The 13,906-nt window shown below is 44.8% G+C and carries 9 protein-coding genes; all 9 read right to left on the minus strand.

Translation table 11 applies throughout. The features are described 5' to 3' along the window. Positions 1-247: 247 nt before the first annotated feature. The 9 genes from AC59IL_RS20510 to AC59IL_RS20550 all read right to left on the minus strand — a co-directional run bounded on the left by AC59IL_RS20510 (position 248) and on the right by AC59IL_RS20550 (position 13,859). A complete protein-coding gene (locus AC59IL_RS20510; protein WP_496554062.1) occupies positions 248-1,231 on the minus strand; it encodes an alpha-L-fucosidase in 984 nt (327 codons plus the stop codon). Between the two features lie 145 nt (positions 1,232-1,376). Beyond that, positions 1,377-2,420: a hypothetical protein gene (locus AC59IL_RS20515; protein ID WP_496554063.1), complete on the minus strand. Its 1,044-nt coding sequence runs from the start codon at positions 2,418-2,420 to the stop codon at positions 1,377-1,379. Positions 2,421-2,506: 86 nt separating this feature from the next. Further along, on the minus strand, positions 2,507-3,643 hold the full coding sequence (locus AC59IL_RS20520) for a glycoside hydrolase family 88/105 protein (RefSeq protein ID WP_496554064.1): 1,137 nt from the start codon (positions 3,641-3,643) through the stop codon (positions 2,507-2,509). A 62-nt stretch (positions 3,644-3,705) separates the two neighbouring features. Next, the gene (locus AC59IL_RS20525) at positions 3,706-4,365 is read right to left on the minus strand and encodes a 3-keto-disaccharide hydrolase (RefSeq protein WP_496554065.1); all 660 of its coding nucleotides are present in this window, start codon (positions 4,363-4,365) and stop codon (positions 3,706-3,708) included. A gap of 107 nt (positions 4,366-4,472) precedes the next feature. Then, a complete protein-coding gene (locus tag AC59IL_RS20530) occupies positions 4,473-6,107 on the minus strand; it encodes an alpha-L-fucosidase (protein ID WP_496554066.1) in 1,635 nt (544 codons plus the stop codon). Positions 6,108-6,436: 329 nt separating this feature from the next. After that, complete coding sequence (locus AC59IL_RS20535) at positions 6,437-8,155, minus strand: RagB/SusD family nutrient uptake outer membrane protein (RefSeq protein WP_496554067.1); 1,719 nt, start codon at positions 8,153-8,155, stop codon at positions 6,437-6,439. Between the two features lie 24 nt (positions 8,156-8,179). After that, positions 8,180-11,320, minus strand: a complete 3,141-nt coding sequence (locus tag AC59IL_RS20540; RefSeq protein WP_496554068.1) for a SusC/RagA family TonB-linked outer membrane protein — start codon at positions 11,318-11,320, stop codon at positions 8,180-8,182. 136 nt (positions 11,321-11,456) lie between these two features. Then, positions 11,457-13,010, minus strand: a complete 1,554-nt coding sequence (locus tag AC59IL_RS20545; protein WP_496554069.1) for a glycoside hydrolase family 28 protein — start codon at positions 13,008-13,010, stop codon at positions 11,457-11,459. A 150-nt stretch (positions 13,011-13,160) separates the two neighbouring features. Then, entirely contained in the window at positions 13,161-13,859 is a 699-nt protein-coding gene (locus AC59IL_RS20550) for a DUF4998 domain-containing protein (RefSeq protein ID WP_496554070.1), read from the minus strand. Positions 13,860-13,906 lie beyond the last annotated feature (47 nt).

A 13,906-nucleotide genomic window follows, 5' to 3' on the forward strand; every position in this document is an offset into this window, starting at 1 on the left:
GTATTAATCATTCCCACCTGTAAAGTTTTTTCAGTATAAGACAACGTTATTTAAAATTTAAGACATCTACCCCCTGGCTACCTCGTGCCTACCTCTTTGCTACCTCAAAGCTACCTCAGCCCTACCTCTTGCCTACCCCTTCTCTACCTCCTGGCTACCTCAAAGACTACCTAAAGGGTAGAGTTGGTATAGGCTAATTATAGACTAAGTATAGACTAAAACCAGGCAAAGGGTAGAGATGAGAAAGTCAGTTAGCCATACTTTTTCCCAATGCTATCAGCAATTCCATGCACGCAGCGCTGATTAACCCATTTCGCTGCACCGGCGTATCCCAGGTAATGGCCCCGCCCGGCTGCACCACCGGTTTACTGAATTGAATCAACTGCTCACCGGTAAATCGTGGCTCGCCCATGCCCCAGGTTTTGCCCAGATAACTTAAAACATGAATTTGCTTTCCATCTACTTTTCCATCATAAGAACGTTTGATAGAAATGAATTCAGGCTTATCGATTTCTCCGGCTATATAATCTTCGTAAGGTGTTATGGAAAGGGTTCTATACGCAACACCCGGATTAAATGCTACAATACTTTGATCATTACCGGCACGGGCTGCAGCTGCAAAACTGGCAAAATTCGGCGAGGTTTCGGCCCGGTACATAATGTTGGGCCAATAACATCCGTCGAACCACCAGCCATCGATTTTATTACCCCAGCGTAACGACCAGTCGCGAATAACTGCTTCCCAGTTTTGCTGAAAGGCATGATTTTCATTGGGGCCGTTTTCCCATTTAAGCGCTTTGCGGGCAATTGAGTCGCCACCCGGCGCGCCGGATGGCAGGTAAACAATGAGTTTTATATTTCGTTTTCTTAATGCAACCGACAAATCGTTTATAAGATCCCGTTGGGAACATTTTCCGGTGGTGCCTGTAATGCGTTCGTAGGTTTTATTGGGAGCAACAAAATAACCTGAGTTCTGACCAATGGTAAATATCAAATAACCGGCGCCCGCTGTTTTTAATTGTTGTGCCAATCCTTCCACATCAAAACGATTGATCATATCATTCCAAATGGCAGGTGTTGTGGTAATGCTGTCTGCACGCGACCGCCAGTCGGCCAGGTAATGCACCATAATACCCCAGCGGCTCTGTTTGAGCCACACGGCGCGGTCCTGGGCGGTGCTGATTTGAATGAAGAATATTGTTAAAACAAGGATAAGAAATTTGTGTTTCATGGCAGAATGGTGAATGGTCAATGATCAATTGACAATTAGCAATTAGCAATTGACAATTAGCAATTGGCAACAAACGCATTTATAACTTGTAGCCCCTTGTGTTTTAACATTGCCTGTTGCCTATTGTCAATTGCCTGGTGGCTTTCTAACGGGCATGGTCGCCGTTTTCTTCTTTCCCTTTTTCATCGAGCAACTGAATGCAGGAGGAAGGCCCCAGATCGGGATTGTTCCATTGATGCAGGGCCCATACTACTTTTTTATCTGGTGTAACTTCAATTACCTGCACCACTTTGTCCCAGTCTTCTTTGCGCAAAAATCCGCCCCAGTTACAAATAACGGTGTTGCCGTTTGAAAGTCGCACCACTTCGTGCACCGTATACAACGGAAAACCGGGTAAGTCATCTTTATTGATTTCCCAAACTGTTTCGCCTTTGGCATTTACTTCGCGTACATATCCATACTGATTTCCGCTGATGAGTGTATTGCCATTTTGTAAACGTACAGCGGCCCAGGCCGAAGGGGCATCTACCGACCAAACCGGGTTCCACTGTTTATCATACTCTATCACTTTGCTCATATTTAAATGCGCCAACAGATAGGAACCGGTTTTTGTAAGGCGAATATGTCGAAATTGTCCATGAACCGATTTGGGGTCATCGGGTCTTGCCGTTGGAATTTCATGTTCCATTTCCACCGCACCTGTTTTTTTATTGATCAGCATTGCTTTGGCAGGCGTTCCGTTCAAACACAAAAACACTTTATCATTACCTACAGGTTGTGCCGAATGGCATTCACTGCCTGCCGGGCATTCATACGTCCATACAATTTTTCTATCGGGTGTTACTTCTGCCGCACCTGTTTTGCACGCATATAAAACATGGCCGTTCGACAACCGGTGAATATCGCTGAACTCGCTCAGTTGTCCATTGTGATCTTTAATAGGGATCGACCACGTCCAGGTAATTTTTCCTTTTTGAATGAGAAATATCGTTTGGGTGTCTTTACGTGTATCCCATTCACCGGCATATAAAAAATCATGCTGTTGAAGCCCTTTGCCCGGCAATACATCAGGCACCGGAGCGCGGGCAGCAGGTCGCTGACTGCTAACGCGCTTTACAGTATCGGCAGTTGATTGTGCCCATGATGCATTGCCGGCAAACAGCAATATGGCAGGCAATATATATTTCATAAGATGGTTTATTTTTCCGAAGCCGTGCCACGGTTTCGTTAGCCGTGCCACGATTTGAAACCTTGGCACGGCTACTCCGGCTACTCCTAACGTAACAACGCCGTAGCGCACCATAACACCGGGGCCTGTCCGTGCAGGTCGCCGACATTGCGTTTTCGGTCGAGATAATACTGGCGATCGTTCTTTTTATTGGTGCCTTCACATACATCTTTTACATCGGCATTTTCGTCGATATAGGTAATGAGCGCCAGCCATCCTTTGCGGGCGGCAGGGCCATAAGTTGCTGCATCGAGCCAGCCGTTTTTAACACCGGTGATCATCGCAAAAGTGAACATGCCGGTGCAGGAAGTTTCGGGCCATGATTCCGCATCATCGATCAGCTGACGCCACATGCCATTCTCTGTCTGATATTTCAACAGGGAGGCCATCATGGTTTTGTATCCTTTCATAATACGATCGCGGTTGGGATTGCCTTTCGGCAGCGAACGTAACAGTTCGGCCATTCCAACAGCCATCCAGCCATCGCCACGGCCCCAGAAGTAAGGCACATCGGGCGCATGATAAAACAAACCATTGGGCCGTTGCAGCGAATCGAGGTATACTACCATTTCCTTCGCAGCTCTTTCAATATATTTTTTATCGCCGGTTGCCCGGTAAGCCTGCGATTGCACCGCGGTGATCATAAACATATCGTCGATCCACATACGTGTTTGCCAGGTGAGGCCCTGGTTATAATACACATGCGATTCGGGTTTTACACGCGGGCCTTCCGGTGCTGCCCATTGCTTATCGGCAATGCGTTTTCCGATATCGAGATAGCGTTTGTCTTTTGTTTGTATGTACAGTTCAAGTGGTACAGATCCAAATACTGAATAATCCACGTGATCGGGAACAGGAATTAAGGTATCCTGTTTGCCAAACAGCGGTTCAAACCGGTCAATCAGTTCCTGTTTTAATTGCTTATCGTTTGTTTGTTTGGCAAAGGTAAGCGCACCATACCAGGTGCAGGTTTCGGGATAGGTGATCACTTTGGGTGGGGTCGACCGGCCAAAGTTGGTGTGCGGTGTAGCCACAAAATGCGCTGCTACTTTTTTGCCAACTTCCTGCGGTGAAGTGCCTTGTGGCCAATTGCTGAAATACGACATCGTTTTTTTCGATTGTGCTTCGCAGATATCTGTCTGCAGCACGCCAATTCCCATCGCTAATAACAAATACTTAAACATAGGTTTCATTTATCGATATGATTTTATGAATTTTTCAACTTGTTAACTTTTCAACTTGTTAACTACTTCAATTCCTCTATATCAATTTTCCGGTAATAAATTTCCGCACCTTCCGATTGCACCAGAATCCGGCCTGTATGCAAACTGGCATCGGTGCCTTCATTGACCACTACCCCATTCATAATGTGTGTACATTTTCCTTTTTGTGCAATTATTTCGAGGCGGTTCCATTCGCCGGAAGGCTTTTCGTTGTCTTTCTTTTTTACTACCCGTGTATTTTTTGTTGCCTGTGAACGGGCGCCATCAATTACAAGTGTAACGCTATCGATGAGCCAGAAGTCGCCACAATCGCCTTCCTGCACCTGGCATTCAATGGCCCTTGGCCATACCCTGTCGCTGTCGGCTACATAATATAAAATGCCATTATCGCGCACCCTGTTTTCGCGAGGCGGATATTTTTTTTCACCCCATTTAAATTCAATGATCAAATGAAAATCGCTGTATTTTTTTTCTGTTATTATGTACCCGAACTCCTGCCCGGTGATGTGCAGCAAACCATCCTGCACCGAGAAAACACCCAGCGAATCATTGTTCTTACCCCTGTTCTTTATAAACGAATACCAGCCATCGAGGTTTTTGCCGTTGAACAACGGTTTCGCCTTTTGGCTATAGGTATTGCTTACGACCAGCGCAAACACTATAAACTGAATTATATATTTCATTGCTATTATTTTTTTGATGCCGGCAGTTGAACCCGTATTGAACATTCGTTGCGTCGCACTCTTCAACGCCCTGTACCCATTTCAGCTTACTTCCTGCTTCTTGCTTACTACTTACCACTTACTACTCTTTTCACATCTCCCCTAACCGTTAACCGCGGATGCACCACAACAGCGCGGTACTGGTATTCTTTTCCTTTTTCAACCTGTGGCAGTTGTATGGTGAAATTTCCTTCGTTTGTAACACTCACCGCTTCTGTTTTTAACCAATCCTTACTGTACAGGTTTTCGGCAAAGCCTGCAAAGGCACGGTATTCAAATAACACCTTCACCGTTTCGGCACTTCCTTTTTTCAATAAACGGCCCTGCAATTCAATGCCACTTTCTTTAGGAACAGCATCTATTGTTTCAACCTGCGGCGGATCCAGCGCGGGTTCCACATGCTCTAATTTTACGGTAATGGGGTTGGGCCATTTGTAATTATCATACACACGTTGCGCCCTTGCTACTGAAATATGTAATCCATCTTCCTTTTGTTCAAACCGCGAATGCACATCGACCTGATTGGCGTATTCGGTTACCTGATCGTTTTGTCCCAGCACGCTGATAGTTGTTTGCGGCGTTGCTTTTATTGAACCCAACACAAACTCCCGGCGTTCGCCTTTCGGCCAGTCGGGCATACCGGTAATAACGGCGTACACGGTTCGTTTATCTTTACTGGCGGTAAACCAGATATTTTCTTCATTGGTAATAATCCATGGACGCACACTTTCTATCGCTTCGTGGTTGATGAAATGCCAGGCAGCCACTTCACGCAATTGTGTTTCCTGTTCATAGGGTATGTAACCATCGGGGTGCGGACCAACATTCAATAAAAAATTGCCTCCTTTGGAGCGGGCTTCAACCAGTAACTCAATCAGGCGGCCACCGGTTTTTATATTATCGTTTGTGGGTTTGTAATTCCATTGGGTACCCATGGTTACACACGATTCCCAAAATTCGTTCTGCGCAATACCGGGCAGTGTTTGCTCAGGGGTGTTTACCGCGCCGCGGGTAATCACTACATTAGGTTGCAGTTTCCAGGCTACATCGCGGCAGGGTCCTTTAGGTTCTCCGTCAATAAAAAGTACATCAATTTTACCAAACATCGTAAACAGTTCGGTTGTTTGTTTGCGAACCAGGGCATCATAAGCGGCGCTGGTTGCTTTATCAAATTTCATATCGCCCCGTTTGATGAGGATATGATGATCGTATAAAAATTTAAAATCTTCTGGCGAATAATAAAAGCCAACTGCAAGGCCGGCTTTTCTTATTCCCTGCACATATTCTTTCAGCAGGTCTTTGCCATATGGCGTATTGGTAATTTTAAAATTAGTTGTTTTGGTATCCCAGAAGCAAAATCCTGAATGGTGTTTGGAAGTGAACACAACATATTTCATGCCCGCCAGTTTGGCCAGTTTAGCAATTTCGGCCGGATTGAATTTGTACGGATCGAATGTTTTGGGCAGCTCGTTATAATACCGTTTTACATAATCATCCGAAGCGCCCACCAGCGAGTGGCTGATGGTGATACCCAGTTGTGCATCTACGTTAAAATGAATAAACATGCCAAAACCCAGATCGCGCAACCATTCCTGCCGTGCCGGTTTATTTTTATTGCCTGCAAAACGGTTATCGCTTTCTTCTTTTTGCGCATACAACAAATTACCGAAGCAAACCAGTGATACGATAAGGAGTTTCTTCATAAGTATATCGCCCTTTTTAAATATCGAATGAAATTAAGAATGTTAAATGTTAAATGAAAAATGAAAAAGTAAAATACACTTCCGAACCTCAACTTTCTCATTCTTCATTTTTCATTTTTAATTTTTAATTCCGATATGCGGCAAAGGTGAGCAACCATCGCTGTCGGGCGCAATTTTTAACATAATGAACATGGCGCCCACCATTTGCAGCTTATCGTTTGTCACAGGGGGTTCCTAAGAAACCATAGTGCGTTTTATATTTTTCTCCGGCCTGAAAGCCGCAGCTATATTCTGTTTTTCATTCTTACTTCCGACCTCCGGCTTCCGTTTTAATTCCACAGCGGGAAATACATGCTGTTGTTGTACGGATCGCCGGTGGTGGTTGCATCTATCTGTGCCTGCGGAATAGGCCGCAACACATGTTTGGGAATTATATTGGCAGCGGCCTCTTTATTGTGAATTTTTATCCGCTCCAATAATTTGCCGGTACGCACCAGATCGAGCCACCTTACATTTTCACCACACAGTTCCCTTGTGCGTTCATCCAGTATAAAATCAAGGGAAAGATCTGTTGCCGTAATATCCATAGCCGATGCATTACCTGATGGATAGGCAGCTCTTTCGCGCACGGTGTTGATATACTTAACAGCATCGGCCGTATTGCTTATCATAAAGGCTGCTTCGGCAGCAATGAGATAAGTTTCAGCCAGTCTGAAAGCAATTACAGGTCTTATTGAAGGTGAATTCAGATCGCCTCTTTTGGTATCAAAATACTTGTTCATAGTAGCCGATAAAGTATTGTCGTATTTACGCGGAGGCACCAGCAAATAGGGAGTTGCTGCTATTTTTGCATCGCTGGCATCTACGCCCGGCATGTAAATAGCTGTATCGCCAAACTTAAATTTCGGTTGTCCCGAAACGGCACCTGCAGGGGCGCCGGCAGGCAATGGAGTCGGCCATACGGGATAGCCGTTTGCAGCAGGGTTGTTTGCATACCATACGGTTTGAAATGTTTTGCTGTACCGCGTGTCGTTTACTCTTTCTTTAAAAGCCGTATCGGTTAACCAGCGGGTGGGAATGCAACGAATGTACGGGCGGCCATACTGCATACTGCGTATCATGCCGGGTCTTTTTTCGTACTGCCCTACCCACATATGGTTCAAAACATTGTCGGCACTGTAGTTGGTTACGCCACTGTTATTGGGACCATTGTACGCAAGGTTTGCAGTATGTTGTACCGTCCACAACACTTCACTGTTAGCCTCATTACCTTCGGCGAACACACTGCCAAAATCGGGCAATAAACTTAAGCCCAGCGATGTTCTGGTATTGATCAGGTCAACGGCGGTATTATAGGCATTCTGGTAATCATCGGCTTTCTTTACTGCCGAACCTGCCCTCGTAAGATACACTTTGGCCAGTACATGCTTTGCTGCAGCTGCTGTGGCCTTGCCCGGCAATACACCGTTAGAGTTAGGCCCTGCAGGCAGCCCGGCAATGGCATCTTTCAAATCCTGAACAATTAAATCATACACACTTGCCAGCGGATCGCGTTTTGCCGATGTGATGGCTTCGGATTGAAAGTGCGTGGTTAATGTAACATCAGCCCAAAACTGCGCCAGAATAAAATAATAATTGGCTCTCAGAAATTTTGCTTCTGCCACCATGCTATTTCTGGTAGCTGCCGGCAGGGTTGTTTTATCGGCATAGTCGATAATACCGTTACAGGTATTGATGAAAATATAGGCTGCTTTCCAAAGCGTGGTAGTGGTGCCATGCGATGTAGTGTAACTGTAAAGGTTAATATCACTGTTGCCATCAGTGCCTCGCTGAAATTCATCTGTTCCTATAACAGTTACCGTGAAATACTCCTGGGCGCCCCAGAAATTGCGCATACCGGCATAAGCGGCATCCAGACCTGCCTGCAAACCCTGGTTGGTTTGAAAAAAAGAAGGAACAAGGAGCGAGTTGGGTTCTTCCTTCAGCTTTTTGTTACAGCCGGCTGCAATCATCAAAAGCCCGCTGCAGAATAAAAATATTTTTTTCATACAATTCTTTTTGGATAGTAATAATTAAAACGACATGTTAACGCCAAAGATCAATTGCCAGGTAGGCGGCGTATCGATGCCTACAGTACCTGCACCTTCAGGATCTATACCACCGGCTCTGCGATAAGGCGAAAAAAGAATGAAAGGATCTGAAGCTGTTGCATATACGCGGAAATTCTTTGCGTGCAGGCGTTGTGTTAACGCCGGAGAAAGATTGTAGCCAAGGCTGATGCTTCTGATCTTTACAAACGATCCGTCGAAATAACTTAATACCGAGCGGTTTAATGGATTGGTGGCATTGGCATTTGCTTTTGGATTCGATGGCTCGTGGTTCAGCGGCGTCCAGTAATTTGTTTTTAAATTATTGTACGTACCCTGATAAGTGTTTACAAAGTTTCCACCATACAGGCTGCTGTTTAAAGTATATCCCCATCTTGCAAATGCTACTACGGTTAAATCAAATCCTCTGAAGCCAAAACGCTGTGTGGTACCACCTTCCCATTTGGGCTGGCTGGTGCCTACTATAATACGATCATAGGTAGCGTCAATTTTTCCATCGGGTTTTCCATCGGGTCCGCTGATATCAGCAACACGTATTGTTCCTATTACAGAACCGCTACCTGTAGTAGCCAGGCCAAGTGCCTTTGCAGCGGCTGTATCTTCTGCCGTATTTTGCCAGATACCTGCCCGTTTATAATCATAATAAACATCCAGCGGCTGCCCAACAAACCATCCGTTGGCAACATCTTTGGTGGCGCCGTTTGCCAGCTGCGTTACTTTTCCCCTGTTTATAAAAAAGTTAAAATCACTTGTCCAGTTAAAATCATTCCGCAATTTTCCCTGTATGTTAATGGTACTGATATGTACTTCAATACCCTTGTTTTCGGTTTTACCAACGTTGGTAACGATGGCGTTGGGTATACCGGTTGTAGGTGGCAGCGTTTGCGGTAATAACAATGAATTGGTAAACGCTTTGTACACTTCTACTGAACCCGAAATACGATTGTTTAATATGCCGAAGTCGATACCAATGTTTGCGGTTTTTGTATACTCCCAGGTCAATGTGGGATTGATCGTTGAACTCAGGTAAGCTCCGGTAACCATGTTCGACCCATAGTTATATACCAGGCCTGATAATTGTCCCAGCGTTTGATAGGCGTTGATAGATTGCTGACCAACGCTGCCGTAACTGGCCCTGAACTTTAAATTATTGATAACCGGTACCGATTGAAGAAAATCTTCTTTGCTTACATTCCAGGCAAAGGCAGCCGAGGGAAATGAGTGCCATTTATTGCCATCTGCCAGTCGCGATGAACCGTCGGCGCGCATGGTTAATGTTAACAGGTACTTGTCGTTGAAGCTATAGTTTACCCGTCCCATGTAAGAAAGAATATCGGCCTTGGATGAACTACCGCTTCCTTTCAGGTTCGATCCGTATGTGGGATTGAAATAAGCCAGGTAATCGGCTAAAATGTTGGTATTATCAAACTGATTTGATTGAGAACTTACCTCCTGCAGGCTATACAAACCAGTGAAATTTATTTTGTGCTTCCGTGCAATAGTTGCGTCATAAATGATCAGGTTTTCGAGCGTGTAGTTGTTCGATAAGCTGGTGCGGTTCGAAGAAGCTGATCCTCCCTGATTCACCCTGAAAGTTGTTTTATCGGAATAAAAATTTCCATACACATCAGACCTGATCTCGGCACCGGCATTCAACCGGTATTTCAATCCTTTGAACAAATTTGCTTCAAGATACAGAGTAGTAAAAGTACCGAGGCGTTTCCTGTTTTCTACCGCAGCACCCGGAATCAGATCGGCAAGCGGATTCCAAACCTGGCTGGCACTTCCCGGAACATAGTTATTAAGTACATTACCGGCACTATCATAAGGCGATGCCAGCGGACTTGCCCGTAGCGCCTGTGCCATGGGGTTAGCGCTTTCGCCTTTACGGATCGAATAGGTGTTCAATGAATTTAAACCTACTTTGAAAATTCTTCCCAATTGTTGGTCTATACTGGCTTTAACGGTATACCGTTCAAAACTCTGGCCATTATAAATACCGGTTTGGTTAAAGTAGCCACCGGATATGGCGTATTGTGTTTGTTCGGTACCACCTGTAACACCCAACTGGTGATCGGTAATAATCCCTGTTTTATAAATCAGGCTTTGCCAGTCGGTATTGCGACCGGCTTTAATACCTTCAACTTCGGCAGGATCAAAAACACCATTGGTCATAAAAAGCGGATCATCAAGACCGGTATATTTTCCGGGGTTGGCAATGATGTTAGCCCATTTTTTCAGATCGGTAAATTCGGCGGCATTCATTACAGGAAATTCCCGGGTTAACCTGCTTGAACCTACATAGCCGCTATAGGTAAATACCGGCTTGGCTGTTTTACCCCGTTTTGTAGTGATCAATATTACACCGTTGGCGCCTCTTGATCCGTAAATAGCAGTGGAAGAGCCATCTTTTAAAATTTCTACCGAGCCCACATCATCCTGGTTCAAATCGTTGATGTTTCCATTAAAAGGAATTCCATCTACAACGATCAATGGCGAGTTGCTGGCGCCTAATGACCTTGAGCCTCTGATCAAAATATTTGGCGTAGCGCCCGGTTTACTGTTGGCGCCGCTTCTTTGAATATCTATACCTGCTCCCTGTCCCTGAAGGGCAGAAGCAAGGTTTGAAGAAGGAACGTCTTTGATAGATTGCTCGCTGATAGAAACAATGGAACCGGTAACATCCGATTTACGGCGGGTTCCGTATCCTACCACAATTACTTTATCCATCTCGAGTTTATCGGATTGTAACTGAATAGCAAGGTTCGACTGATCGGCGTTGGTAACTTTTATTTGTGTGCCCACATAACCTACGATCGAGATCATGAGGGTGCTGTTAACCGGAGCATCTATTTGAAAGGAACCGTCATCTTTGGTATTGGTTCCTTTGGTTGTTCCTTTAACAACAACCGATACGCCTAAGAGCGGCTCTCCGTTTTCGTTCTTTACAGTTCCTTTTACAGATACTGTTTTTTCCTGTGCGCTGAGAGTAGTAGTTACAAATTGAGTGCACAATAAAGTGAATATGGCAATAAGCGTTTTCTTTTTCAAAAAGTTTATATCATACCTTGCCCTGTGATGCAGGGTTGCAATAAGCGTTAACATATGGCAAATTTTATCGTTTAAGAAATCGGGAAACCTGAGCGTAGCATGGAAATTTTCCTGGTAAAGGCGGGGCTTTGTCTTTAAGTTGAAGTTGATTCTGTCTCATTTTGCTTTCGTTTTGGTTAAAAGAAACGTTTTATTGTTGAGTGATGCCGGGCGTTTTGTTCTTTTCTACCCGAATATCTTTGCTGTTATCGCCTTCTATTTTTACAAAAGCGGTTGCATTTGCTTTTACATCCATATTGATGATATGGGCTTTCTCAACATCCTGCAACCTGATCACCGACTCGCCGCCGGATGTTTGGGGAATTTTCCAACCTGTAACTGTAATATCTGATCCATCTTCGCATATAAAGGCAGGCCGTCTGTCATTGCTGTCGAGTCGCAGAGTGATGTTTTTCAACTGCAGCCCTTTTACATGTCGCGCCCATATGCCATAAGCGGGTACGAGCGGACCAAAAGTTTTTACTTCGGGATATTTATCAACGGCTTCGGGTACCTGCACACGGGCATTTTCGGGTGTACCGCCACCTGCCAGACTGATATCAATATTTTCGAGGGTAACGTTGGTTATGCAATGGCCGGGAACACCGGTTATCAAAATGCCCGAGGGTGGGGTTAGCTGCGCATTCGCAGCAGCCTGTGCTTTTACATTCTTTATTACAATATTGGTGAATGTGCCGGTTGTTTGCTGCGTGTCTTTTCCTTTGCGAAACACGCTTAGGCGCGATCCGAGGCGCAGCAGCATAGGTGTTTTTACATTCACCATATTGATGCCGGTAATCTGTACATTGCGCAAATGAGCGCCGTCGACCGTTAATAATTTTATACCGCCATTATTGGTGTCGTATATATAGCAATCAGATATACTGATGTTTTCAAATGGCGCCATCGATTCGGTGCCCATTTTTATAGCGCCCTGGTTGCTTTTCAGGCGCATGCCCGAAACGATGATATCGCGGCAGGCCATCTTGCTTGAAGTGGTTTTAAAACAAAGCGCATCATCGCCGCTTACAATGTCGCAGTTTTTAATACGTACGTTTTCGCAACCGTCAATATCAATACCGTCGTTATGGGCCACCCCATTGCTTACGATCTTTACATTTTCGATGCGAACATGTTTGCTTTGAAAATAGTGCGAGGTCCAGGCGGCGGCATAATTAAGAGTAACGCCTTTTACTGAAACATTTTCACATCGAACGATGCGCAACAGAAAAGGGCGGCGGCCCCACCGCTGCGATTCGGGTCGTGTATCGGTTAAAAGTTGTTCTTCTTTCAGTTTGGCGCCCTGGCCGTCGATGGCGCCTTCTCCTTCAATACTAATATGATGCGCATCTACAGCTACCACCAGTGCCCAGCCAACATCGATACCCAATCCTTCGGTAAAAGGATCAATATTCTGGTAATCATTTAAATTGGTGCTGCCTAATAAGCGGGCGTCTTTATTCAACTGCAGGGTAACATTATCTTTCAAAACAATGGTGCCCGACAGAAAAATACCGGCGGGAAAAACCACTTTACCCCCACCCTGCCGGTGACATTCATCAATCGCTTTTTGAATTGCCGAAGTGTTCAGCGTTTTACCATCTGCCACAGCGCCATACCTGGTAATATCAATGATTACCCCGGGTGCAGCAACTGCACATAAAGTACTTATCATGAGTGCAATACCAAAACCAGCTTTTTTCATATGCATTAGTAAGTGATTCCCGCCCGGATATATGCCGGGTTTTACTAATGCAACTAACCAATAATTACCACTGGCTTTTTCCGGTTAAATCGCCATTTATTCATCTATTTTGGCAAGTACCGGGAACGTTCCCGGAACCTTCGATTTCGCTTATTGAATGGTTCTCGTTTCATAATTTGAATAAAAGGTATCCATTGCATTCTGTGTTGGTTTATACAGGGTCCTGTACTGAAAAGAATTTCCTTTTTTCAAGGCTGGCAACAGGTTAATACTGTCGGTAACAACCATCATATCTCTTACCGTGCCCAGCGAATCGGTGTATACAAACTGTTCTCCGATCACATCCTGCCCCACACCGAACCATTTTATTTGTGCACCTTTATCAACGTCTGAATAAGTGGCGGTTTTTATGGCGCGGTTCACGAGTTGTGCAATGTATTTTTCGCCATACACATCCCCTATCACATCGGTTTTTATTGATTTATGGCCAAGGTTATCATATGTATAAATGTAAAATGTAAAAGTGCCTTCGGGCATCTTATCAAAATAAAACCGCACGGTGTCTATACCCGAAGTACGCTGAACGGCTTTTTCGGTTGAATCGGGCTGTGAGCCTGTATTCCAGTATACTTTCACTTTACTGATCTTTGGATCTGAAATAAGTAACATAGATAAACCGAGGCGATAGTTGCCCGGGAGTGTTTTTACCGAATCTACCCTGCCGGTATATACGATTTCACCATCCTTTAAAAAATCAGCATAGGTTGCATCCATTTTGCTGCAGGAAAACAGTATGCCGGTGCATATGACTGCCAGCAAACCACCTATATTATATTTGTTTACACGCATAAATTTCCTTTTTAAATGTTTTTATTATCTCGCAAAGGCGCAAAGAT

This window comes from Niastella sp. sgz303648 (assembly GCF_059587045.1).